This window comes from Streptomyces coeruleorubidus (genome assembly GCF_028885415.1).
Taxonomy (GTDB): Bacteria; Actinomycetota; Actinomycetes; order Streptomycetales; family Streptomycetaceae; genus Streptomyces; species Streptomyces coeruleorubidus_A.
The window spans coordinates 8,198,352-8,222,220 of sequence record NZ_CP118527.1 but is presented as its reverse complement, the minus strand read 5'-3'; the positions used below and the strand labels follow the sequence as shown (position 1 = coordinate 8,222,220).

16 protein-coding genes and 1 tRNA gene are annotated in these 23,869 nt (G+C 71.1%); 9 read left to right on the top strand and 8 right to left on the bottom strand.

Annotated elements, in window-relative coordinates:
* Nucleotides 1-54: 54 nt before the first annotated feature.
* Entirely contained in the window at nucleotides 55-2,202 is a 2,148-nt protein-coding gene (locus PV963_RS37925) for a helix-turn-helix domain-containing protein (protein WP_274820976.1), read from the top strand.
* Here PV963_RS37925 and PV963_RS37920 read toward each other — a convergent pair.
* Nucleotides 2,190-2,642, bottom strand: coding sequence for a MarR family winged helix-turn-helix transcriptional regulator (locus tag PV963_RS37920; RefSeq protein ID WP_274820975.1), 453 nt, complete (start codon nucleotides 2,640-2,642; stop codon nucleotides 2,190-2,192). The two genes, PV963_RS37925 and PV963_RS37920, sit on opposite strands and share 13 nt — an antisense overlap.
* Nucleotides 2,643-2,828: 186 nt before the next feature.
* Between PV963_RS37920 and PV963_RS37915 the strand changes: the two genes are divergently transcribed.
* The 3 genes from PV963_RS37915 to PV963_RS37905 all read left to right on the top strand — a co-directional run bounded on the left by PV963_RS37915 (nucleotide 2,829) and on the right by PV963_RS37905 (nucleotide 7,859).
* On the top strand, nucleotides 2,829-4,526 hold the full coding sequence (locus tag PV963_RS37915; protein WP_274820974.1) for an ABC transporter ATP-binding protein: 1,698 nt from the start codon (nucleotides 2,829-2,831) through the stop codon (nucleotides 4,524-4,526).
* On the top strand, nucleotides 4,523-6,472 hold the full coding sequence (locus PV963_RS37910) for an ABC transporter ATP-binding protein (RefSeq protein ID WP_274820973.1): 1,950 nt from the start codon (nucleotides 4,523-4,525) through the stop codon (nucleotides 6,470-6,472). Before PV963_RS37915 ends, PV963_RS37910 begins: the two co-directional genes overlap by 4 nt.
* Nucleotides 6,473-6,632: 160 nt before the next feature.
* Nucleotides 6,633-7,859: an MFS transporter gene (locus PV963_RS37905; RefSeq protein WP_274820972.1), complete on the top strand. Its 1,227-nt coding sequence runs from the start codon at nucleotides 6,633-6,635 to the stop codon at nucleotides 7,857-7,859.
* Between the two features lie 71 nt (nucleotides 7,860-7,930).
* Here the strand turns inward: PV963_RS37905 and PV963_RS37900 are convergent.
* Nucleotides 7,931-8,015 (bottom strand) — tRNA-Leu (locus PV963_RS37900).
* A 142-nt stretch (nucleotides 8,016-8,157) separates the two neighbouring features.
* Here PV963_RS37900 and PV963_RS37895 point away from each other — a divergent pair.
* Nucleotides 8,158-9,489 (top strand): DUF2254 domain-containing protein, encoded by a 1,332-nt coding sequence (locus PV963_RS37895; protein WP_274820971.1) that lies wholly within the window; start codon nucleotides 8,158-8,160, stop codon nucleotides 9,487-9,489.
* Nucleotides 9,490-9,564: 75 nt separating this feature from the next.
* Here PV963_RS37895 and PV963_RS37890 read toward each other — a convergent pair whose 3' ends face one another.
* The 3 genes from PV963_RS37890 to sucC are packed head-to-tail and all read right to left on the bottom strand — an operon-like array spanning nucleotide 9,565 to nucleotide 13,190.
* Nucleotides 9,565-11,106: an aldehyde dehydrogenase family protein gene (locus PV963_RS37890; RefSeq protein ID WP_274820970.1), complete on the bottom strand. Its 1,542-nt coding sequence runs from the start codon at nucleotides 11,104-11,106 to the stop codon at nucleotides 9,565-9,567.
* Nucleotides 11,107-11,150: 44 nt separating this feature from the next.
* Entirely contained in the window at nucleotides 11,151-12,050 is a 900-nt protein-coding gene (gene sucD, locus PV963_RS37885; protein ID WP_274820969.1) for a succinate--CoA ligase subunit alpha, read from the bottom strand.
* A 9-nt stretch (nucleotides 12,051-12,059) separates the two neighbouring features.
* Nucleotides 12,060-13,190 (bottom strand): ADP-forming succinate--CoA ligase subunit beta, encoded by a 1,131-nt coding sequence (gene sucC, locus PV963_RS37880; RefSeq protein WP_274820968.1) that lies wholly within the window; start codon nucleotides 13,188-13,190, stop codon nucleotides 12,060-12,062.
* A gap of 142 nt (nucleotides 13,191-13,332) precedes the next feature.
* Between sucC and PV963_RS37875 the strand changes: the two genes are divergently transcribed.
* From PV963_RS37875 to PV963_RS37860, 4 genes are all read left to right on the top strand, one after another.
* Nucleotides 13,333-15,015 (top strand): thiamine pyrophosphate-binding protein, encoded by a 1,683-nt coding sequence (locus PV963_RS37875; RefSeq protein ID WP_274820967.1) that lies wholly within the window; start codon nucleotides 13,333-13,335, stop codon nucleotides 15,013-15,015.
* Between the two features lie 10 nt (nucleotides 15,016-15,025).
* Nucleotides 15,026-16,267 (top strand): formyl-CoA transferase, encoded by a 1,242-nt coding sequence (gene frc / locus PV963_RS37870; protein ID WP_274820966.1) that lies wholly within the window; start codon nucleotides 15,026-15,028, stop codon nucleotides 16,265-16,267.
* A gap of 4 nt (nucleotides 16,268-16,271) precedes the next feature.
* Nucleotides 16,272-18,416 (top strand): acetate--CoA ligase family protein, encoded by a 2,145-nt coding sequence (locus tag PV963_RS37865; protein WP_274820965.1) that lies wholly within the window; start codon nucleotides 16,272-16,274, stop codon nucleotides 18,414-18,416.
* 123 nt (nucleotides 18,417-18,539) lie between these two features.
* A complete protein-coding gene (locus PV963_RS37860; protein WP_274820964.1) occupies nucleotides 18,540-19,928 on the top strand; it encodes an OFA family MFS transporter in 1,389 nt (462 codons plus the stop codon).
* Nucleotides 19,929-20,145: 217 nt separating this feature from the next.
* On the opposite strand, the gene PV963_RS37855 is transcribed toward PV963_RS37860, so the two are convergent.
* The 3 genes from PV963_RS37855 to eboE form a co-directional block, all read right to left on the bottom strand.
* Entirely contained in the window at nucleotides 20,146-21,204 is a 1,059-nt protein-coding gene (locus PV963_RS37855; RefSeq protein WP_274820963.1) for a sugar phosphate isomerase/epimerase family protein, read from the bottom strand.
* An 80-nt stretch (nucleotides 21,205-21,284) separates the two neighbouring features.
* Entirely contained in the window at nucleotides 21,285-22,703 is a 1,419-nt protein-coding gene (locus PV963_RS37850) for a nucleotide pyrophosphatase/phosphodiesterase family protein (RefSeq protein WP_274820962.1), read from the bottom strand.
* Nucleotides 22,700-23,869, bottom strand: a complete 1,170-nt coding sequence (gene eboE, locus PV963_RS37845; RefSeq protein WP_274820961.1) for a metabolite traffic protein EboE — start codon at nucleotides 23,867-23,869, stop codon at nucleotides 22,700-22,702. The genes PV963_RS37850 and eboE overlap by 4 nt, the downstream gene beginning before the upstream one ends.

Genomic DNA, 23,869 nt, shown 5'->3' with positions numbered 1-23,869 from the left:
GTCGCCCACGGCAGTGGTTGCCCGTTCAATCGAACCCGCTACGGTGGGTGTGCTGTGACCACGACCGAGCCCTCCCCCGCAGCCACCGCCCGGCCCTCGCTGCGTCTCGCCCGCGAGCGGTTCCTGTCGGGGCGTCCGCTGCCCGGCGGCGTTCCGGAGGAGGTCGTCGCGGCGTGGCGGCGGGCGCGGTTCTTCGGTGTGCCGCACGACTTGAAGGAGCCGGTCGCCGCTCCCGCGCGCCCCGTGGAGTCGGCGCTGCTCGGTGCCGCCCGGCCGGTGCTCGACCGGCTCGTCCCGGCCCTGGGCGCGGACCGGTCGCTCCTCGTCCTGACCGACGAGCGGCTGCGCGTGCTGTGGACGGCGGGGAGCGTACCCGGGCTCGATCCGTGCCCCGTCCTGTCGGAGCAGGAGGTCGGCAACAACAGCGCGGCTCTCGCCCTGCGCATCCGGCGCCGGGCCGAGGTGCACGGACCCGAGCACTTCCTCGACCGGTGGCAGGACGTGTCCGCCGTGAGCGTCCCGGTGTTCGCACCGGAGGGCGGCCGGGTCGCCGGCACGCTGACGGTCGCGTCGCTCGCGTCGCGGCTGGGCGGCGCGCGTTCGCCGCATCCGCAGGCGGCACTCGCCGAGGCCGCCGCCGCGGCGGTCGAGACGGAGCTGCGTGCGCGGGCGGGGCGGGCGGAGCGGGTGCTGCTGGACGCCTATCTGCGGGCGGCCGGCGGGCCGGAGCGGGTGGTGGATGGATCGGAGCGGGCGGCGGACGGACCGGGCGGGGCCGCGGACGGATCAGACCGGGCGGCGCGCGGACCCGACCGGGCCGCGGACGGATCAGACCGGGCGGCGCGCGGACCCGACCGGGCCGCGGACGGATCAGACCGGGCGGCGCGCGGACCCGACCGGGCCGCGGACGGATCAGACCGGGCGGCGCGCGGACCCGACCGGGCCGCGGACGGATCAGACCGGGCGGCGCGCGGACCCGACCGGGCCGCGGACGGATCAGACCGGGCGGCGCGCGGACCCGACCGGGCCGCGGACGGATCAGACCGGGCGGCGCGCGGACCCGACCGGGCCGCGGACGGATCAGACCGGGCGGCCGGCGGATCATACCGGGCCGTGGCCGCCTTGGACGGTCGTAACCGCCTGATCAGCGACTCCGCGCAGCAGTTGCTGACGCCCGAGGTGCTCGGGGCGCTGGAGCGTACGGCGGTGAGCGCGCGGCATGCGAATGCCGTGAGTGACGCGGGGCAGCCCGAGGACACGGGCCTGGCCGAGCTGCCGGAGCTGCCGGAGCTGCCGGAGGGCGCTGGATGCGTCGCGCGGGTCGATCCGGTGCGTCTGGACGGCGTGGTCATCGGGATCGTCGCCGTCCTGGAGCCGCTCGCCCGTCCCGTGGCGTCGCCGGCCGTGCCGCGCCCGCCCTGCTCGCTCACCGGCTCGTCGGTCCCCTGGGGCCACGCCGTCGGGCGTGCCGTCGAACTGGCCGGCTCGCCGGAGCCGTTGCTGCTGACCGGTGAGCGCGGAACCGGCAAGTCCGCGCTGGCTCTGGACCTGCTCGGGACCCAGGCCGTCGAGGTCGCCGACGCGGCGCTGGATGTCGGGCTCGAAAGGGCCCTGCCCACCTGGCCGGCCGGTCTTCCGCTTCTGCTCCGGCACGCCGAACGCCTCGCGCAGCCCGGCGTGGCCGCGCTCAACTCCCTGCTCGACACGCACCCGGACATCCGGCTGCTGGTCACCTACACGCCCGGCACGCCGGTCGGCCCCTGCCTCCAGCGCCTGCTGGACAAACTGTCCGCCCGCTCGGTGACCCTGCCTCCACTGCGGGAACGCACCGAGGACATACGGGAGCTGCTGCCGGCCCTGGCGCCACGGCCGGCCCCCGGGCAACCGCCGCTGACCTGGACCCTGGACGCCCTGCGCGCACTCGAGCGGTACCCGTGGCCCGGGAACGTCACCGAGCTGGCCCATGTCGTCCGGGCCCTCGCGGAGCACCGCCGGATGTCGGGGCCGGTGCGCCGGGCGGAGCTGCCGGACGCCGTGCGGGAGGGTCCGGCCGCGCGGCCCCTCAGCCCGATGGAGCACGCCGAGCGCGCCGCGATACTGGATGCGCTGCGCCGCCACGGCGGCAACAAGGCGCGCGCGGCGGCCGCGCTGGGCATCGGCCGGGCGACGCTGTACCGCAAGCTGCGGGGCTACCGAGGCTGATCAGGGGCGGTCTCGGCCAGTCGCACCATCAGGCCGGCGGCCAGTTCGAGCACACCGCGCTCGGTCGGGGTCAGGGTCACAAGTGCCGAGGCGAGCCAGCGGTTCCCCTCCTGCACGTGCCCGTCGAGCGCCTGGATGCCGAGGTCCGTGATGGCGATGTCCTGGCTGCGGCGGTCCTTGCGATTGGTCGACCGGACGATGCGGCCGCGTTCCTCCAGCTCGTTCAGGACGCGGGTCAGGGACTGCGGCTGGAGCCCTTCGATGGCGGCCAGCGCGGTGGGGGTCAGCGGACCGTCATGGCGCAGGTTGGCCAGCACCGAAGCGGACATGCGGGTGAGCGCCTGGCCGCGTCCGGGGTGCTGGGCGCGCAGGCGCGTGGCCAGACGTGACACGCCGAGCCGTAGCGTCTCGGCCGTGCCGAGGTTGTCTTCAGCTTTCACACTTACCAAGCTAACACTTGGCGTTCTTTCGGTATACCGACTGATGACACGAATCGATCCACGAATGTAAGAAGCAATGGCTTGCCATCTGGGAGCGAGAGGGTCACGGTGGGACCACCGGCCCCGCCCCGCGTGGGTCGCCGTCCTCGGGAGGACCTCTTGCTCTTACACGCCGTCAGTCGCCCCATGCGGCGTCGGCTCGGCCTGGTGGCCCTGCTCCAGACCGGGCAGATGCTGGCGATGCTCCGGCTTCCCGCGCTGAACGCGGACGTCATCGACGACGGCGTGCTCAGAGGCGACAGTCGCCAGGTCCTCGAAGTCGGCGCGGCGATGCTGACCGTGACCTGCGCTCAGGCGCTCTGCGCGGGTTGTGCGGCATACCTGAGCGCCACGGTCGCGCTGGCCTGGGGACGGGAGCTGCGCCAGGCCGTGTTCTCCCGGGTCCTGGCGCTCTCCGCCCACGAGGTGAGCCGTATCGGGCGTGCCGGTCTCATCACGCGTTCCACCCAGGACGTGCAGCAGATCCAGCAACTCGCCCTCAACGCCCTGACGGTAATGGTCGTCGCCCCGCTCACCGCGGTGGGCAGCGCCCTACTGGCCCTGCGTCAGGACGCCCCGCTGGGACTCGTGCTGACGGTGGTCCTGCCGACGCTCACCGTGGCACTCTGGCTCGTCCTGCGCCGGACGCTGCCGCTGTCCGCCGCCGTGCAGCAGCGCCTGGACCACATCAACCGGATCACACGGGAACGCCTGGCCGGCATCCGCACCACCCGGTCGTTCGACCGCGACAGCCATGAGGAGGCCCGCTTCCGGGGCGCCGACCGGGCGATGATGCGCACCGGTCTCGCCCTCGGCCGGGCCCAGGCCCTGATCATGCCGACGTTCACCGTCGTCATCGAACTGTCCTCGATCGCCGTGCTGTGGTTCGGCGGTGTGCGCGTGGCCGCGGGCGACGTCGAGATGGGCACGGTCGTCGCCTTCCTGCACTACCTGTCCCTGATGCTTCAGGCGGTCATGATGGCCATGGGCGTCTTCCTCCAGGCCTCGCGCGCAGGGGCCAGTGTCGGGCGGGTACGGGAGGTGCTCCGGACCAGGGCCACCGTCGCCCTGCCACGGCAGGGCGCGGGCAGGCCCGTCCACCCGCCCGGGGTGGTGATCGAATCCGTGGACTTCCGCTACCCGGGCGCGCGGGACGCCGCGCTGCACTCGGTCTCGCTGGCCGTGACTCCCGGTGAGACGGTCGTGCTGACCGGGGCGGTCGGCAGCGGCAAGACGACCCTGCTGCACCTGGTGGCCAGGCTGGGCGACCCCGACGGCGGCAGGGTCATCGTGGGCGGGCGGGACGTGCGCGAACTGGACCGCGAGACGCTGGCCGAGGCGGTCGGCCTCGTCACGCAGCGGCCGTACCTCTTTTCGGGCACCGTTGCCGAACACCTGCGCCGAGGAGCCCCCGGGGCCGACGACGCGGCGCTGTGGCGAGCGCTGGAGCTGGCACAGGCCCGGGACTTCGTCGAGGCGGCCGGTCACGGACTGGACGCCCCGGTGAGCGCGGGCGGCGTGAACCTGTCCGGCGGACAGCGCCAGCGTCTGGCCGTCGCCCAACTGCTGCTCAAACGGCCGTCGGTATACCTCCTCGACGAGCCCTTCTCCGCCCTGGACACCGGCACCGCCGCACGGCTGCACGCCGTCCTCCAGGCCGAGACACGCGGGGCCGCGTGCCTCGTCGTCTCCCAGCACCTGGCCACGCTGCGGACGGCGGACCGCGTGGTCGTACTGGACCGGGGACGCGTGGTCGGACAGGGCCCGCACGCCGACCTCCTGGCGGACAACACCGTCTACCGGGAGATCGTCCTCGCGCGCGGCGGCCGAGTGGAGACGTCGTGACTCTCGGGGAAGGCCGCGCCGACGAGCACGAGTCGGTCGAGGACGAGGTGAACGGGCCTGAGGAGAACGGGTGCGCGGAGAACAGGCCTGAGGAGAACGGGCCCGCGGAGAACGGACCTGAGGAGAACAGGCCTGAGGAGAACGGGCGCGAGAAGGACAGGCATGGGAAGGACGGGCACGAGAAGAACAAGGCCGAGGAGAAGGCGACGTCCGCCGGGCCGGCGCTGCGTCTGATGGCCGCCGCCGCGCACGAACGCACCGGGCTGGTCGCCTGCCTCCTGCTCAGCGCCCTCAGCGTCGCCCTGTCCCTGGTCGTCCCCCGGCTGCTGGGAGCGGTCACCGACCTCGTCGTGGCCGGTCTGCGCGGTGCCGAGGGCGTCGACCTCCCGGCGGTCGGCGGGCTCCTGGTCCTGGCCGCGGTGCTCGTCCTCGCCTCGGCGGCCGCCGCCTGGGGGCGTGGCCGGCTGGCCCAGACCGTGGCGCAGCACACCGCCTACCGGCTGCGGGAGGCGGTCTCGGCCAAACTGTCCCGGCTGCCGATGGCGTACCTCGACGCGAGGCCGCGCGGTGACGTCCTGTCGAGGATGACGAACGACATCGAGAACACGTCGATGACCCTCCAGCAGGCCCTCACCCAGATCACCGCGGCACTGCTCGCTGTCGTCGGACTGCTCGCCGCCATGCTGTGGCTGTCCCCGGCGCTCACGGTGGTGGCGGTGGGCATGCTGGTCGCGTCCGCACTCGTCACGAGAGCACTCGCCCGGCACTCGCGTCCGCAGTACGCGCGGCAGTGGGACGCCGTCGGCGAGGTGAACGCCTTCGTCGAGGAAGCCGTCACCGGACATACCGAACTCGTGGCCCAGGGACGGACGGACAGGGCCGAGCAGGCGTTCGCCGAGCGGAACCGGCGGCTCCACCGGGCCGGTCTGCGGGCCCAGTTCCTCGCCGGAGTCATGAGCCCCGCGACGAAGTTCATCGGCCACCTCGGCTACGTGCTCGTCGCGGTCCTGGGCGGACTGCGTGCGGCGAGCGGCGAGTTGTCCGTCGGTGACGTCCAGGCGTTCGTCACGTACACACTCCAGCTCGGCGGCCCGGCGTCGGCCGTCGCATCCGTCGTCGGTGTGCTCCAGTCGGGCCTGAGCTCGGCCCGGCGTGTCCGGACGCTCCTCGATGCGCCGGAGACGCACGCGCCCGCCAGGACCACCGCACCTGCGGACAGGGTCTCCGGGCGGATCCGGTTCGACGACGTCACCTTCGGATACGGGCCCGGCCGCGTGCTCTTCGACGGCCTGTCGTTCGATGCGCGGCCCGGGGAGACGGTGGCGATCGTCGGCCCCACCGGCGCAGGCAAGAGCACGGTCGTCAACCTGCTCCTGGGGTTCTACGCGCCGTGGTCCGGACGCGTCCTGCTCGACGGCACGGACATCGCCGAGCTGCCCCGTGACGTCCTGCACCGACAGGTGCGCGCCGTGCTCCAGGACCCCTGGCTGTTCACCGGAACCATCGCCGAGAACATCGCCTACGGAGTCGACCACGCGAGCGAGGACGACATCCGGCGGGCGGCCCGGGCGGCCTGCGCCGACCACTTCGTCCGGGCACTCCCGCACGGTTACGCCACCGTGGTGGGCGAGGACGGCGGCGGCCTCAGCACCGGTCAGATGCAACTGATCGCCCTTGCCAGGGTCTTCCTCTCCGACCCCGACGTGCTGGTGCTGGACGAGGCGACGAGCGCGGTGGACGCCCGCACCGAAGTACTGATCCGCGAAGCCTCCGCCCGCCTGCTGCGCGGACGGACCAGCATCGTGATCGCCCATCGGCTGTCCACGGTCAGGAACGCGGACACCATCCTCGTCATGGAGGACGGACGCGTGGTCGAGAAGGGCGGGCACGCCGAACTCACGGCACGGAGGGGCCGGTACGCCGCACTCCACGACACAAGGAAGTGAGATCATGCGCGAAATCGGACCGTGCCAGCCCGAAATCCCGTGCTCACCACCCGCGATCACACCTAATCCACCAGAAACCCACACGAGAGGCCACGCCAGCCATATGGGCGACGACAGCTCCATACCGGTCTTACAGGAGCACGACATCACACGGCGGCGGATGCCGAGTGGACTCGTCGCGCTGGCACTCGGTGGTTTCGGTATCGGTCTGACCGAGTTCCTCATCGCCGGGCTGCTACCGCAGGTCGCGTCGAGTTTCACCGTGTCCGAGGCGGCCGCGGGCCGGCTGATCTCCGGATACGCGCTGAGTGTCGCGGCGGGGGCGATCGCGCTGACCGCGGCGACGGCACGGCTGCCCCGCAAGCAGGTCCTGGTCGGCCTGGTGGCGTTGTTCGTCGTCGGCAACCTGCTCTCCGCCATCGCGCCGAACTACACGGTGATGATGATCGGGCGGATCGTCGCGGCGTTGTGCCACGGTTCGTTCTTCGGCATCGGCTCGCTGGTCGCGCGCAGTCTGGTCGCGCCGGAGAAGAAGTCCCAGGCCGTGGCGATCATGTTCGCCGGACTGACGGTCGCGAACGTACTGGGCGTGCCGTTCGGCGCCCTTGTCGGTGAGCGCTGGGGCTGGAGGGCGGCGTTCTGGGCGGTGACCGCGATCGGCGTGCTCGCGCTGGCGGGAATCGCCGCGCTGGTGCCCGCGTGGGCGGGCCGCGTACGGCCGGCCGCAGGGGCGGACCCGGCACCGCCCAAGCCGGCGGCAGGGACGGGTGAAGCCGAGCCGGACCCGGTGCCGCCCGGCGGCCTGCGGGAACAGGTGCGGGCGTTCCGGTCCTGGCAGGTCTGGCTGACGCTGACGGCCACCGCGCTCGGCTACGGCGGGATGTTCGGCGCCTTCAGCTACATCGCCTACACGTTCACCGAGGTCAGCGGCTTCGCCTCGGCGGATGTCGCCTGGCTGCTGATGGTGTACGGCGTCGGCCTGGTCGTCGGGAACCTGGTCGGGGGGCGCGCGGCCGATCGCGACCGCGACCGTGCCCTGGTCATGGCCCTGCTCGGACTCACCCTCACCCTGGCCCTGTTCGGGCTGCTGGCCGGCAGCGCGACCGCCTCGGTCGTCCTGGTGTTCGTGATGGGCGTGACCGGGTTCGCCGGCGTGCCCGGGATGATCACGCGGGTCACCGACTTCGCGCACGGGGCGGCACTGGCCGCCAGCGCCAACGTGTCCGCGTCCAACGTCGGCAACGCCCTCGGCGCCTGGCTCGGAGGCCTGGCCATCACCGCGGGCTTCGGCTACGCCTCACCGCTCTACGTCGGCGCCGGCATCGCCCTGATGTCCACCGTCGTCATGGTCATCGCAGCCCGGCTTGCGAGGAATCACTCAGCGTGACGAGCCGGGCGGAGAACACGGAAAAGGTGCCGACCAGAACCGGCCGGCACCTCACGTGCAGCTGAAGCAAGTGTCCGAGGGGGGACTTGAACCCCCACGCCCGATAAAGGGCACTAGCACCTCAAGCTAGCGCGTCTGCCATTCCGCCACCCGGACCAGGTGTCTGCCGCCTTGCCAGGGCTCTGCCCCGCGGCGACATGGACAACCATACCAAGGTTTCGCAGTGCCTTTCACCTGCGTTTCCTTCCCCAGGGCGGGGGTCCGGGACCTCGGGCTCCGATGCGCCTAGGGTCACACCATGAGTGACTGGATGGTTACGCGGGGCTCTACAGCGGGGCAGCGCCCGCGCGCGCTGTCACCGCTCAGGGAGCATCTGCGGGACACGTTCTGGTTCGCCCCCACCGCGGCGATGGTGAGCGTCTTCGTGGTCTGGCTGGGGGCCCAGGCACTGGACACGGCCATCGTCGAAGCGCTCCAGGAACAGGGCGACTACGACACGCTCGACGAGCTGCTGCGGTTCGCTCAGGACGCGAAGGCGGTGGTGAGCGCGGTCGGCTCAGCGATGATGACCTTCATCGGCGTGGTCTTCAGCATCTCGCTGGTGGCCGTGCAGATGGCGAGCGGACAGTTCACCCCGCGCGTGGTGCGGCTCTTCGTCCGGAGCCGGATCACCAAGGCGACCTTCGCTGTCTTCCTGGCGACCTTCGTACTGACCCTGCTGGTTCTGGCCTCCTTCGACAGCGTCGACGACCCGCGTGCCGTGACCACGGTGCCTCTGGTGCAGTCGGTCCTCACCCTCTGCATGGTCGCGCTGAGCCTGCTGCTCTTCGTGCTGTACGTGAACACCACCCTGCGGCTGATGCGGATCAGCCATGTGATCGCGCGGATCGCCACGGAGTCGTTCCGGGTGGCCGCCTCGATGCCCGTGCCGACGGGCGGACAGGACGCCGCCCGCCTCGGTCCCGCGACCGCGTGGGTACCGCACGAGGGCCGGGCGGGGGTGCTGCGGGACGTGCACTTCGCGCGGTTGGTACGAGTGGCGCGCAGACACGGGGTCGTGCTGCGGCTGATTCCGCGCATCGGCGACTTCGTGGTGCCCGGGATGCCCGTGCTGGCGGTTCACGGCGGAGCGGTCCCGCCGCGCAGGGCGCTGCGTTACGCGATCTCGGTGGGGGTGGAGCGGACCTACCACCAGGATCTCGGCTTCGGGCTGCGGCAGTTGTCCGACATCGCGCTGCGCGCCCTGTCGTCCGCGATCAACGATCCGACGACGGCCGTCCAGGCGCTGGACCGTGTCGTCCAGTTCCTGGCCGCGCTCGGCCGGCGACCGCTCGACGCCGTCCTGCACCGGGACCGGGGCGGGGCGGTGCGGCTGGTGCAACCCGTGCCGGGGTGGACCGAGCTGGTGGATCTCGGGTTCACCGAGGTACGGGGGTGCGCCGTCGGGAGTCCGCAGGTTACGCGGCGCATGCTGGCCGGACTGGACGACCTGCTCCTGCTCGTGCCGCCGGAACGGCGGGAGCCGCTGCTCCGCCATCGCGGGCTGCTCCGGCAGGCGGTCGACCGGTCCGGGCCGGCCCCCTCGGACCGCGCGTTCGCCCTGCACCCGGACCGGCAGGGCATCGGCTGACCGGTGCCATTGTGACGTCCGACGCCGGGGCCCCTGGCGGACCACGGGGCAACCAACCGGCGTCGGACGCCCCCCTCAGGGCAGCGACTGGTACTCCGGGAAGTTGCCCGGCAGCCGCTCCCCCGCCGGTCCTCGTGTCACCGCGCGCACCAGCAGCTCGCCGCCGACGAACGCGCCGTGCCAGGACGCGCCGAGCCCGCCGAACAGCTCGTCGCGATCGCCACGGGAACGGGGCCGGCCGTGGCCGGTCTTGAACGCGCGGATCTGCGGTGCGAGTCGCTCGTAGGTCGCCCGGTCGTCCGTGGACAGCGTGGCCACCAGCGCGCCGTTGGAGGCGTTCATCGCGGCCAGCAGCTCCGCCTCCGTGTCGACCAGGACGATCGTGTCGACCGGGCCGAACGGCTCCGCGTGGTGCAGCGGAGAGGACGGGGGCGGGTTGAGGAGCGTGACCGGCTGGACGTAGGCCGAGGTGTCCTGGCCGGGCAGGAAACGGGCGTCGGACGGACTGCCGCGGTGCAGCGGTACGGCGCCGCGCTCGATCGCCTCGGCGACCTGGTCCTGGAGTTCCTTCGCCTTGGCCGCGTTGATGACCGGCCCGAAGTCCAGCTCCGGGTACGGGTCGTCCGGCTGCTCCACGGCGAGCGGGTGGCCGACCCTGAGCGTGCGGACCGCCGGGAGGTACGCCGCCAGGAACGCGTCGAACAGGTGCCGCTGGACGACGAAGCGCGGGTACGCCGTGCAGCGCTGCTTGCCGTAGTCGAAGAGCCGCGGGATCACCGCGGTGAGCGCGTCCCAGTCCGAGTAGTTCCAGATGCCCCAGGTGTTGAGTCCCTCCTGTTCGAGTACGTGTCGTTTGCCGAGGTCGGCGACGGCCGTGGCCACCGCGGCGCCGGTGTCGCGGCCGCCGACGAAGGAGACGCAACCGATCTCGGGCGCCCGCACCAGCGCCTGGGAAAGCTCGCCTCCGCTGCCGCTGACGAGGGTCACGGGGATCCCCTCACGAGCGGCGAGGGCACAGGCCAGGGTGAGGCAGGCGACACCACCGTCGGTCGGGGTCTTGGCGATGACCGCGTTGCCCGCCAGTGCCTGTACCAGCAATGCGTGAACGAGCACGCTCATCGGGTAGTTCCAGCTGGCGATGTTGGACACCGGGCCCTCCAGCGGGGCCCGGCCGGCGACCATCTCCTCGATGCCGTCGACGTACCAGCGGACCCCGTCGATGGCGCGGTCGACGTCCGCCAGGGCGAGCCGCCAGGGCTTGCCGATCTCCCAGACCAGCAGGAGGGCGAGCAGCCGGCGGTGTTCGGCGAGGGCGTCGAGGGTGGCGGCGACGCGAGCCCGGCGCTCCGGCAGGGGGAGGTGACGCCAGGCGCGGTGCTGATCGAGGGCGGCGCGCACGGCCTGGCGGGCGGTGGCCTCGTCCAGGCGCGGCGGGCCGGTGATCGGGCTGCCGTCGACGGGGCTGACGGCGGGCAGGACCCGGCCGTCCGCCTGCCAGGCGGCGTTCCAGAGGTTGAGGACCCGGTCGTCGTGGAAGGCCTCGGGCGCCACGGCGAGGCAGCGCTGCCAGGCGTCGGACCAGGTCGTGCCGGATTTGGGGGTGAGGGTGGGGGCCATGGGGTTGCTCCGCTCTCGGTGCACGGTCGGGGGCGGGACCTGGCTCACTGCCGTTGTTCTCCGGGACACGCTTCGAGACGCGCCAGCACGAGGTTCGCGGTCTCGGTCGGTGTGCTGCCCACGCTCACCCCGGCGGCCTCCAGCGCCTCCTTCTTCGCCTGTGCCGTGCCGGACGAGCCGGACACGATGGCGCCCGCGTGCCCCATGGTCTTGCCCTCGGGTGCGGTGAATCCGGCGATGTAGCCGACGACCGGCTTGGTGACGTGCTCGCGGACGTAGGCCGCCGCCCGTTCCTCCGCGTCGCCGCCGATCTCGCCGATGAGGACGATGAGTTCGGTGTCGGGGTCGCCCTGGAAGGCGGCGAGGCAGTCGATGTGCGTGGTGCCGACGACCGGGTCGCCGCCGATGCCGACGCACGTCGAGAAGCCGATCTCGCGGAGCTCGTACATGAGCTGGTACGTCAGCGTGCCCGACTTGGAGACCAGGCCGATGCGGCCCGGTTTGGTGATGTCGGCCGGGATGATGCCGGCGTTGGACTGACCGGGGGTGATCAGGCCCGGGCAGTTGGGGCCGACGACCCGGGTGCCCTTCTTACTGGCGTACGTGGTGAAGGCGACGGAGTCGTGGACGGGGATGCCCTCGGTGATGACGACCGCGAGGCCGATGCCGGCATCGGCGGCTTCGACGACGGCCGCCTTGGCGAAGGCGGGCGGCACGAAGACGACGGTGACGTCCGCCCCGGTCGCGCGGATCCCGTCGGCGACCGAGCCGAAGACGGGGACCGCCCGGTCGTCGAAGTCCACGGTGCGGCCCGCCTTGCGCGGGTTGACGCCGCCGACGACGTTGGTGCCGGCCGCGAGCATGCGCCGGGTGTGCTTCATGCCCTCGCTTCCGGTCATGCCCTGGACGAGGACCTTGCTCTCCTTGGTGAGGTAGATGGCCATGACGTCCCCTCAGGCTGTGGTGGCGAGTTCGGCGGCACGGCGGGCGGCGCCGTCCATGGTGGTGACCTGCTGGACCAGCGGATGCGCGTGCTCGTCGAGGATGGCGCGGCCCCGGGGCGCGTTGTTGCCGTCGAGGCGCACGACGAGCGGCTTGGTGAGGCGGACGGCGTCCAGGGCCTGGACGATTCCGTCGGCGACCGCGTCGCAGGCGGTGATCCCGCCGAAGACGTTGACGAAGACGGACTTCACGGCCGGGTCGGAGAGGATGACCGACAGTCCGTCCGCCATGATCCGGGCGCTCGCTCCGCCACCGATGTCGAGGAAGTTGGCGGGACGCGCGCCGCAGCCCGCGACCACGTCCAGTGTGGACATGACGAGGCCGGCGCCGTTGCCGATGATGCCGACCTCGCCGTCGAGCTTGACGTAGTTGAGGCCCTTGGCGGCAGCCGCCGCCTCCAACGGGTCGTCGTGTTCGGTGTCGTCCGCGCCCCACCGTGCCTGCCTGAAGCGGGCGTTGTCGTCGAGGGTGACCTTGCCGTCGAGGGCGAGGATCTGTCCCTGCCCGGTGCGGACGAGCGGATTCACCTCGACGAGGAGGGCGTCCTCGCGGACCAGGACCTCCCAGAGCCGTACGAGGACGTCGACGGTCTGCGGCGGCAGTCCGGCCGCCGCGGCGATCTCGCCCGCCTTCGCGGAGGTGACGCCCTCGGCGGGGTCGACGGGGACGCGGGCCACTGCATCGGGACGGGTGGTGGCGACCTCCTCGATCTCCATGCCGCCCTCGGCCGAGGCGATCGCGAGGAAGCGGCCCGCCGCGCGGTCGAGGACGTAGGACACGTAGAACTCGGTCTCGATGTCCACGGGCTGGGCCAGCATCACCTTGCCGACCCGGTGGCCCTTGATGTCCATGCCGAGGATCTGACGGGCGGTGAGCTCGGCGGCGGCCGGGTCGGCGGCGAGCTTCACCCCGCCTGCCTTGCCGCGGCCACCGGTCTTCACCTGGGCCTTCACCACGACACGGCCGCCGAGCCGGCGTGCGATCTCACGGGCCTCCTTGGGTGAGTCGGTCACCTCGGCCCGCGGCACCAAGATGCCGTGTTCTTCGAAGAGTTCCCTTGCCTGGTGTTCGTACAGGTCCATTTCGGCTCCTGTCTGAAAGTGCCGCACGCCCCCTGGACACCACCCACCGGATGCGGGATAACAAGCTTCATACAGTATCCGTCGACTGTATGCAATGTACCGCGAGTCGTTCCAACCCCCGACGAAGGGACAGGACTTCGCCATGCCCGACGACACCCAGGACGTCATCTCCGGTGGTCATCTCGTAGCCAAGGCGCTCAAGGCCGAGGGGGTCGAGCGCATCTACACCCTGTGCGGCGGCCACATCATCGACATCTACGACGGCTGCGTCGACGAGGGCATCGAAGTCGTCGACGTCCGCCACGAACAGGTCGCCGCCCACGCCGCCGACGGTTACGCGCGCATCACCGGCAAGCCCGGCTGCGCCGTGGTCACCGCGGGCCCGGGGACGACCGACGCCGTCACCGGCGTCGCCAACGCCTTCCGGGCGGAGTCCCCGATGCTGCTGATCGGCGGTCAGGGAGCTCTCACCCAGCACAAGATGGGGTCCCTACAGGACCTGCCGCACGTCGACATGATGAACCCCATCACCAAGTTCGCGGCGACCGTGCCGGACACGGCGCGCGCGGCCGACATGGTCTCCATGGCGTTCCGCGAGTGCTTCCACGGTGCGCCCGGCCCCTCCTTCCTGGAGATCCCGCGCGACGTTCTGGACGCCAAGGTGCCGGCCGCCAAGGCACGCGTGCCGCAGGCCGGGGCCTACCGGGCCTCGACCCGCTCGGCCGGCGACCCCGAGGCGATCGAGAAGCTCGCCGACCTGCTGGTGCACGCCGAGAAGCCGGCCATCCTGCTCGGCAGCCAGGTGTGGACGACCCGGGGCACGGAGTCGGCCATCGAGCTGGTGCGCACGCTGAACATCCCGGCGTACATGAACGGCGCCGGCCGCGGCACCCTCCCGCCCGGCGACCCGCACCACTTCCAGCTGTCGCGCCGGTACGCCTTCTCCAACGCGGACGTCATCGTCATCGTCGGTACGCCCTTCGACTTCCGCATGGGCTACGGCAAGCGGCTGTCCCCGGATGCGACCGTCGTACAGATCGACCTCGACTACCGCACGGTCGGCAAGAACCGCGACATCGACCTCGGCATCGTGGGCGACGCGGGACTGGTGCTGAAGTCGGTGACCGAAGCGGCCTCCGGACGCGTCAACGGCGGTGCGTCGAAGCGCAAGGAGTGGCTGGACGAGCTGCGCGCGGCCGAGCAGACCGCTCTGGAGAAGCGGCTGCCGAACCTGAAGTCGGACGCCTCGCCCATCCACCCGTACCGGCTGGTCAGCGAGATCAACGACTTCCTCACCGAGGACTCGATCTACATCGGCGACGGCGGCGACATCGTCACCTTCTCCGGGCAGGTCGTGCAGCCCAAGTCACCCGGGCACTGGATGGACCCGGGCCCCCTCGGCACGCTCGGCGTCGGCGTCCCCTTCGTGCTCGCAGCCAAGCAGGCGCGGCCCGACAAGGAGGTCGTCGCGCTCTTCGGCGACGGCGCGTTCTCCCTGACCGGCTGGGACTTCGAGACGCTCGTCCGCTACGACCTCCCCTTCGTCGGCATCGTCGGCAACAACTCCTCCATGAACCAGATCCGCTACGGCCAGGCCGCCAAGTACGGCAAGGACCGCGAGCGCATCGGCAACACCCTCGGTGACGTCCACTACGACAAGTTCGCCCAGATGCTGGGCGGTTACGGCGAGGAGGTCCGCGACCCCGCCGACATCGGCCCGGCCCTGCGGCGCGCCCGCGAGTCCGGCAAGCCGTCCCTGATCAACGTCTGGGTCGATCCCGACGCGTACGCCCCCGGAACCATGAACCAGACCATGTACAAGTGAGGTGCCCCCGATGACAGCTCCGTCCACCAAGGCCCTCGAAGGCATCCGCGTCCTGGACATGACCCACGTCCAGTCCGGGCCCTCCGCGACCCAGCTGCTCGCCTGGCTCGGCGCGGACGTCGTCAAGCTGGAGGCGCCGACCGGCGACATCACGCGCAAGCAGTTGCGTGACCTGCCGGACGTCGACTCCCTCTACTTCACGATGCTCAACTGCAACAAGCGGAGCATCACCCTCAACACCAAGACCGAGCGCGGCAAGGAGATCCTGACCGAGCTGATCCGGCGCTCCGACGTCATGGTCGAGAACTTCGGGCCTGGCGCGGTCGACCGGATGGGCTTCACCTGGGACCGCATCCAGGAGATCAATCCACGTATCGTCTACGCCTCCATCAAGGGGTTCGGCGAGGGCCCGTACACCAACTTCAAGGCGTACGAGGTCGTCGCGCAGGCCATGGGCGGGTCGATGTCGACCACCGGTTTCGAGGACGGGCCGCCGCTGGCGACGGGGGCCCAGATCGGGGACTCGGGGACGGGCGTGCACGCCGTGGCGGGCATCCTCGCCGCGCTCTACCAACGGGAGCGCACCGGGCGCGGGCAGCGGGTCAACGTGGCCATGCAGCACGCTGTACTGAACCTGTGCCGGGTGAAGCTGCGGGACCAGCAGCGCCTGGCACACGGGCCGCTCGCTGAATATCCCAACGAGGACTTCGGCGAGGAGGTTCCCAGGTCCGGAAACGCGTCCGGCGGCGGCCAGCCCGGCTGGGCGGTCAAGTGCGCGCCGGGCGGCCCGAACGACTACGTGTACGTCATCGTGCAGCCCGTCGGCTGGCGGCCGATCAGCGAGCTCATCGGCCGGCCCGAGCTGGCCGACGACCCCGAGTGGGCGACGCCCGAGGCGCGGCTTCCCAAGCTCAACAAGATGTTCCAGCTGATCGAGGAGTGGTCCTCGACGCTGCCCAAGTGGGAGGTGCTGGAGCGGCTCAACGCGCACAACATCCCGTGCGGGCCGATCCTGTCCACCAGGGAGATCATCGAGGACCGGTCGCTGGTCGCCAACGAGATGGTCGTCACCGTCCCGCACCCCGAGCGCGGCGAGTTCGTCACCGTCGGCAGCCCGCTCAAGCTGTCCGACTCCCCCGTCGAGGTGACCAGTTCACCTCTCCTCGGCGAGCACAACGAAGAGGTCTACGTCGGCGAACTCGGTCTCGGCGACGAGGAAGTGCGCCTGCTCAAGTCGAACGGAGTGATCTGACGTGATGGCCGAAGACCGGGTCCTGCGGGTGCGCGGCCTCCTCGACTCCGTGCGGGCCGAGGGGCGGACCGCGCTGACCGCGCCTGAGGGCAAGGTGATAGCCGACGCGTACGGGATCGCCGTACCCGGCGAGGAACTGGCGACCGACGTCGACGAGGCCGTGGCGTTCGCGGCGCGCTTCGGCGGGCCCGTCGTGATGAAGATCGTCTCGCCGGACATCCTGCACAAGACCGAGGCCGGCGGGGTGATCGTCGGGGTCGAGGGCGCGACGGACGTACGGACCGCGTTCCACACCATCGTCGACAACGCGCGTGCCTACGACCCGAAGGCCCGCATCTCGGGTGTGCAGGTGCAGGAGCTGTTGCCGAAGGGGCAGGAGGTCATCGTCGGCGCGGTCACGGACCCGACGTTCGGGAAGGTGGTCGCGTTCGGGCTCGGCGGGGTGCTGGTCGAGGTGCTGAAGGACGTCACCTTCCGGCTCGCTCCCGTGGACGCGGACGAGGCGCTGTCGATGCTGGACTCGATCCGGTCGGCGGAGATCCTGCGCGGGGTGCGCGGTCAGGCGGGCGTGGACCGGTGGGCCGTCGCCGAGCAGATCCGCCGGGTGTCGGAACTCGTCGCGGACTTCCCGGAGATCGCGGAGGTCGACCTCAACCCGGTGATCGCCACGGCGGAGGGGGCGGTGGCGGCCGACATCCGGGTCATCCTCGCCGAGTCGCAGCCCGTGCCGCGCCGGAAGTACTCGAGGGACGAGATCCTCACGTCGATGCGCCGGCTGATGCAGCCGAGTTCGGTCGCCGTGATCGGTGCCTCCAACGAGCAGGGCAAGATCGGCAATTCGGTGATGCGCAACCTCGTCGACGGAGGTTTCGCGGGCGACATCCACCCGGTGAATCCCAAGGCCGATGACATTCTGGGCCGCAAGGCGTACAAGAGTGTCACGGACGTTCCCGGTGAGGTGGATGTGGCGGTCTTCGCGATCCCCGCCAAGTTCGTGGCCTCGGCCCTGGAGGAGGTGGGACGCAAGAAGATCCCGAACGCCGTGCTGATCCCCTCCGGGTTCGCGGAGACCGGCGAACACGAACTCCAGGCGGAGATCGTGGCGATCGCCGAACGGTACGGCGTCCGGCTGCTGGGGCCGAACATCTACGGCTACTACTCGACCTGGCACGACCTGTGCGCCACGTTCTGCACGCCGTACGACGTCAAGGGCGGAGTGGCGCTGACCTCGCAGTCGGGCGGCATCGGGATGGCCATCCTGGGCTTCGCGCGCACCACCAAGACGGGTGTGTCGGCGATCGTCGGGCTCGGCAACAAGTCGGACCTGGACGAGGACGATCTGCTGACCTGGTTCGGGGAGGACCCGCACACCGAGTGCATCGCGATGCACCTGGAGGACCTCAAGGACGGGCGCGCCTTCGTGGAGGCCGCGCGGGCGACCGTGCCGAAGAAGCCCGTGGTCGTGCTGAAGGCGGGGCGTACGGCGGCGGGCGCGAAGGCGGCCGGCTCGCACACCGGCGCCCTGGCGGGCGACGACGCCGTGTACGACGACATCCTGCGGCAGGCCGGGGTGATCCGGGCGCCGGGGCTGAACGACATGCTGGAGTACGCGCGCGCGTTGCCGGTGCTTCCCGCGCCCAAGGGCGACAACGTCGTGATCATCACGGGCGCCGGCGGCAGCGGTGTGCTGCTCTCGGACGCGGTGACGGACAACGGCCTGTCGCTGATGGAGATCCCGCCCGACCTCGACGAGGCGTTCCGGAAGTTCATCCCGCCCTTCGGGGCCGCGGGCAACCCGGTGGACATCACCGGGGGCGAGCCGCCGTCGACGTACGAGGCGACGATCCGGCTGGGGCTTGAGGATCCGCGCATCCACGCGCTCGTCCTCGGCTACTGGCACACCATCGTCACCCCTCCCATGGTCTTCGCGGAGCTCACCGCGCGCGTGGTGGCCGAGTTCCGGGAGCGCGGGATCGAGAAGCCGGTCGTGGCGTCACTCGCGGGCGACGTGGAGGTCGAGGAGGCCTGCCAGTACCTCTTCGAGCGAGGGGTCGTCGCGTACCCGTACACGACCGAGAAGCCGGTGGCCGTGCTCGGCGCGAAGTACCGCTGGGCGCGGGAGGCCGGGCTGCTGGGGGGCGGTACATGAGGTGAGGGGGCGGGGGGGCCGGCCGACGGTGCGCGTCGGCCGGCCCCGGGACCCGCACGCGCACGAAAGGCATGGGACAGGGGGCGCTGGCCAGATCTTTCGACGCAAGGGGTGCGACACGACATGACAACGACCGATCTGCCCACCAAGGTTCCCTACCGGGAGGTCACAGACGCCAACGGACGCGTCTACCGCCTCGGTGAGACCGACATCGACATCATGGGGCGCAAGCGCAAGTGGATGGTGATCCTGCCCTGGATCGGCATGATGGGCATCTCCTCCGCCGAGTACGCGTTCGCGTCCGCCGAGGAGACCCTGCACACGGCACACGCGTGGGACAGCATGCACATCTTCTGGATGATGACCGTGTGGGTCTTCTTCCAGGCCGCGGTGGCCTTCCCCGCGGGCAAGCTGCGTGAGAGCGGAAAGCTTCCGGCCCGCTGGGCGATGATGTGCGGCGCGGCGGGCACGCTGCTGGGCTACCTGTCACTGGCCTTCGCACCGCACGTCGTCTTCGCCTACATCGGCTTCAGCATGTTCAGCGGCATGGGCGCGGGCATGGTGTACGCGACCTGCGTCAACATGGTCGGCAAGTGGTATCCGGAGCGCAAGGGCGGCAAGACCGGCTTCGTCAACGGCGGCTTCGCCTACGGCTCGGTGCCCTTCGTCTTCCTCTTCAACGGCTACATGGACCTGACCAACTTCCGCTGGGTTCTGGTCTCGGTGGGCGTGTTCCTGGCCGGAGTGGTGGCGTGCTCCGGTTACTTCTTCAAGGACCCGCCGAAGAACTGGTGGCCCGCCTCGATCGACCCGCTCAACCCGCCCGAGGACCCGCGCGCGGCCCGCTCCCTGCGCATGAACCCGCCGGCGGTGCGCCAGTACTCCCCCAAGGAGGCGTGGAAGACCGGCCGGGTGGCCCTGATGTGGTTCTGCCTGGCGTGTACGTCCGGCGTGAACATCTTCGGTATCGCCTTCCAGGTGGAGATCGGCGAGGAGGCCGGATTCGCGGGCGGGATCGTCGCCACGGCCATGTCCCTGAAGGCGATCGTCAACGGTACCGGCCGCGGTGTCATCGGCTGGCTCTCCGACCTGTACGGCCGCAAGCGGTGCCTGCTCGTCGTGTGCGTCATCCTGGGCCTCTCCCAGTACGGCATTCTCTGGTCGGCGGAGGCCAAGAACCTGCCGCTGTTCCTGATCTTCTCCTCGATCTCCGGCTTCGGCGGCGGCGCCATCTTCCCGATGTTCGCGGCCCTCACCGCCGACTACTTCGGTGAGAACAACAACGCGTCCAACTACGGCATGGTCTACAGCGCCAAGCTCGTCTCCGGTCTGGGCGCGGGCATGGGTGCCGTGGTCGTCGGTGCCTGGGGACACTCAGGTGCCTTCATCCTGGCGGGCTCCATCTCGCTGTTCGCCGGCTGCGTGGCCCTGTTCCTCAGCCCGCCGGGACGCGACAAGGAAACGCGCCGCATCGCTCCCAATCCGCAACCGCTCGGCGAGGACACGACCTGACATGACTGCGGAGCCGTCCGCGGCAAGCAACCCGCACACACCGTCCGACGCCGCATAACGTCCCCACCGCGAAACGACCGACTCCCACGGCCCCGTCCACCGACTCGGCGAGACCGCGGGGACATTCTGGCCCGGGCACGGCCCGTGGGCAGACCGTCCCACATGTGAGGAGGCCCCTCCCCGGCCGGGGAGGGGCCTCCTCATGCTCGTACGGCCGTCAGCACTTCTCCCTCAGGGAGTGCAGGTGCGCGCTGGAGCGGCGCGCGAAGGTGAAGGACTCGGCCGGGTTGTCGTGCTCGGCCTGCCAGTGGTGGGCCATGCGGTGGCCGCGCAGCCGGGTCACGGCGGAGATGAACCGCTGGTAGTCGATGTCGCCGTCGCCGACGTCGGTCATGCGGTAGCCGTACGGGTTCGACGGGTCGCTCTCGCCGTCCTTGACGTGGAACAGCGGGTAGCGGTCGGGCTGCCTGAGAACGTAGTTGAGCGGTTCGAACGGCGCGGGCGTGCCGTCGGGCCGCTTGGAGAAGCGGAACTGGCCGACGTACGCCCAGTAGATGTCCATCTCCAGGTACACGAGGTCCGGGTCGGTCTCCTTGAGCAGGACGTCGTAGAGGCGGACCTTGGGATTGTCGGTGGCGAAGGAGAACTCCTCGGAGTGGTTGTGCTGGTAGAACTTCATGCCCCGGGCCTTCGCCGCGGCGCCGTAGGTGTTGAAGTCCTCGGCGGCGCGCTTCCAGGCGTCGACGGTCGAGCCGTAGCGGAACGGGCCGGCGGCCGTGCCGATGTGCTTGAGGCCGAGGGCCTGGGCGTCGTCGAGGACCTTGGTGAGGTTCTGGGCGAAGGTGTAGGCGTTCGGGTCGCTGGAGTAGTAGCCGACGTGGCTGCCGATGGGGTTCAGGCCGTGGTTCCGGGCCAGCCGCTTGAGCTGGGCGAGCGTGATGGGACCGGCCGAGCCCTGGGTGTAGCCGGCGAACTCGACCTCGTCGTAGCCGTACTTCTCCAGTTCGGCGAAGACGGGGCCGAAGCCGAGGGTGGAGACCTTGTCGCGGAGGCTGTAGAGCTGGATGCCGAGGCGACCGGGCGGCAGGACGGGGCGGCCGCGGCCCTTGGCGCCGGAGGCCGTGCCGGTGGTGGCGGCCGCGTTGCCGGTGGCGGCGGTCGCGGGGGCGGCGGCACCGAGCAGGGCGGCGGCGGTGGCGCCCGCGGCGACGCCGAGCATGCCTCGTCTGCTGAGGCGGTGGGTGAGCTCGGGGTCGGGCTGGGAGAAGCGGCTCATGCGTGGAACTCCTCGTGATCGCGGGGCGTTGTCAGTGGTGAGTGCTTCACTTGTGACCAGTCGGGACTGAGGGTCCGTCCTCAGGTGAGACCGGCGAGTCGGAGCAGCAGTGACTTCACATCGGTGGCCGCGACGCGGTCGCCGACAGCGCGGGGGGTGGAGCAGATGAGGAGCGGACCGTCGTCGTCGCTCACCGGAAGGCGGCCGTGGCTGCCGCGAATAGGTGAGGGGTCCAGGGGCACGACCGCCATGCGGTAGCGCATGCCGAGTTTCTTGCGCGCCAGCGCGGTGGCCGCCTTGACCTTGACGTAGGGGTCGAGAGGATCCATGAAGAGCTCGACCGGGTCGTAGCCGGGTTTGCGGTGGATCTCGACGAGCTGCGCGAAGTCGGGCGCGCGGGCGTCGTCGAGCCAGTAGTAGTACGTGAACCAGGCGTCGGGTTCCGCCACGGCGACGAGTTCGCCCGCGCGCGGATGGTCGAGGTGGTGGGCCTTCTTGCCCTCGTCGTCGAGGAGTTGCCCGATGCCGGGCAGGCCGTCGAGGGCGGCCCGGGTGGCGTCGAGGTCCTCGGGGCGGCGCACGTAGACGTGGGCGATCTGGTGGTCGGCGACCGCGAAGGCACGGGAGGCCATCGGGTCGAGGTACTCCATGCCGTCCTGGGTGTGCACCTCCAGCAGGCCGGCGCGGCGCAGGGCGCGGTTGATGTCGACGGGCCGGTTCACGCGGGTGATGCCGTACTCGGACAGCGCGACGACAATGCGGCCCTCGGCGCGGGCGTCGTCCAGGAGCGGTGCCATGGCGGCGTCCAGGTCGGCGGCCGCCTTCAGGGAGCGCGGGTCGTCGGGGCCGAAGCGCTGCAGGTCGTAGTCGAGATGAGGGAGGTAGCAGAGCGTCAGATCCGGGTGCCGGGTGCGGATGATGTGGCGGGTCGCGTCGATGATCCACCGGCTGGAGACGAGGTCCGCTCCGGGACCCCAGAAGTGGAAGAGGGGGAACGTGCCGAGTTTTTCCGTGAGTTCGTCGTGCAGTGCGGCCGGCCGGGTGTAGCAGTCGGCTTCCTTGCGGCCGTCGGCGTAGTAGACCGGACGGGGGGTGACGGTGATGTCGGTGTCGGCGCCCATGGCGTACCACCAGCAGATGTTGGCGACGGTGTAGCCGGGGTGGGCGCGGCGGGCGGCGTCCCAGAGTTTGTCACCGGCGACGAGGCCGTTGTGCTGGCGCCACAGGAGGACGTCACCGAGTTCGCGGAAGTACCAGCCGTTGCCGACGATGCCGTGCTCGGAGGGCATGGCGCCGGTGAGGAACGTGGACTGGGCGGCGCAGGTGACGGCGGGCAGCACGGTGCCCAGGGGGGCGCGGGAGCCGGACCGGCAGAGCGCCTTGAGATGGGGCATGTGGTCGAGAAGACGGGGGGTGAGGCCGACGACGTCGAGGACGAGGAGGGGGGTGGGGCCTGTCGGGGCCGGGTGTGCGCCCGGGGCGGACGGGTGGGTGCTCACGGCAGCTCCTTCAGCCCGAGATCCGTCAACAGGTCGCGGGCGAGGGCGAGTTCGGCGGCGATGCCCTCGGCGAGCTGGCTGCGGCCGCGGGGGCGCAGCTCGGGCGGGAGGGCCTGCCAGGTGTAGGTCTCGACCTCCAGGTGGCGGGTGAGCGGGGCCTGACCGCCGACGAGCCGGGTGAGCGCCGTCTTCAGGACCGGGAGTGTGGAGGTGAGGGGTGCGACGGGGGCCGCGTGCAGGGGGACGTGGAAGTGGGCGCGCCAGGGTGCGCCGTCGGGCAGGGCGTGGCCCGCGATGGCCTCGTCGAGGTCGTCGGTGGCGCGCAGGCCGGCGGCGGTGGCCGTACGGGTCTGGTGCAGGAAGCGGGGTTCGGCGAAAGCGGCGAGGGCCTCGCGGACCTCGGGCAGATGGGGGTGTTCGGCGTGCAGGGCGGCGGAGAGCTGGGATTTGACGACGGGGACGCGGGCCTCGGTGAGGGCGTCCAGGGCGGTGTGCGGGTCTTCGAAGGAGGTGGCGAGGTGGCAGGTGTCGACACAGATGCCGATGCGGTCGTGGGCGATCGCGGTGAGCGGGGCGATGGCGTCGCGGGTGGTCTCGACGACGCAGCCGGGTTCCGGTTCCAGCCCGACGCGGATGGAGCGGCCGGTCAGCTCCTCGATGGCGTCGAGGCGTTCGGCGAGGGTGCGCAGGGCGGTGCGGGCGGTCTGCGCGCGGTCGTCGTCGTACGCGGTGCGCCAGGCGAGGGGCAGGGTGGAGATGGTGCCGTCGCCGATGTCGTCGGGGAGGAGTCCGGCGAGGACGCGGGCCAGGGCGGTGGTGTGGTCGAGGCGTTCCGGGTCGGCCCAGTCCGGCTTGTAGACGCGGTATTTGACCTCTTCGGCGCCGAAGCCCTCGTACGGGAAGCCGTTGAGGGTGACGACCTCGAGGCCGCGTCGGTCGAGCTCGGCGCGCAGGCCGCGCAGTGCGGACGGGTCGGTGTCGAGGGCGTGGGCGGCGTCCTTGGCGAGCCACAGCCCGATGCCGAGCCGGTCGCGACCCAGGCGGCGGCGGACGGGTTCGCAGTGGTCGCGGAGCTGCGCGAGGACGCCGTCGAGGGTTTCGGCGGGGTGGACGTTGGTGCAGTAGGAGAGGTGGACGGTGGAGCCGTCGGGGTGGCGGAAGCGCAT

Coding starts and splice junctions, on each gene's coding strand:
- sucD (WP_274820969.1), bottom strand. CDS start 12,050: ATGGCCATCTACCTCACCAAGGAGAGCAAGGTCCTCGTCCAGGGCATG.
- PV963_RS37860 (WP_274820964.1), top strand. CDS start 18,540: ATGACAACGACCGATCTGCCCACCAAGGTTCCCTACCGGGAGGTCACA.
- PV963_RS37895 (WP_274820971.1), top strand. CDS start 8,158: ATGAGTGACTGGATGGTTACGCGGGGCTCTACAGCGGGGCAGCGCCCG.
- PV963_RS37875 (WP_274820967.1), top strand. CDS start 13,333: ATGCCCGACGACACCCAGGACGTCATCTCCGGTGGTCATCTCGTAGCC.
- eboE (WP_274820961.1), bottom strand. CDS start 23,869: ATGCGCTTCCGCCACCCCGACGGCTCCACCGTCCACCTCTCCTACTGC.
- PV963_RS37905 (WP_274820972.1), top strand. CDS start 6,633: ATGCCGAGTGGACTCGTCGCGCTGGCACTCGGTGGTTTCGGTATCGGT.
- PV963_RS37865 (WP_274820965.1), top strand. CDS start 16,272: ATGGCCGAAGACCGGGTCCTGCGGGTGCGCGGCCTCCTCGACTCCGTG.
- frc (WP_274820966.1), top strand. CDS start 15,026: ATGACAGCTCCGTCCACCAAGGCCCTCGAAGGCATCCGCGTCCTGGAC.
- PV963_RS37890 (WP_274820970.1), bottom strand. CDS start 11,106: ATGGCCCCCACCCTCACCCCCAAATCCGGCACGACCTGGTCCGACGCC.
- PV963_RS37915 (WP_274820974.1), top strand. CDS start 2,829: ATGCGGCGTCGGCTCGGCCTGGTGGCCCTGCTCCAGACCGGGCAGATG.
- sucC (WP_274820968.1), bottom strand. CDS start 13,190: ATGGACCTGTACGAACACCAGGCAAGGGAACTCTTCGAAGAACACGGC.
- PV963_RS37855 (WP_274820963.1), bottom strand. CDS start 21,204: ATGAGCCGCTTCTCCCAGCCCGACCCCGAGCTCACCCACCGCCTCAGC.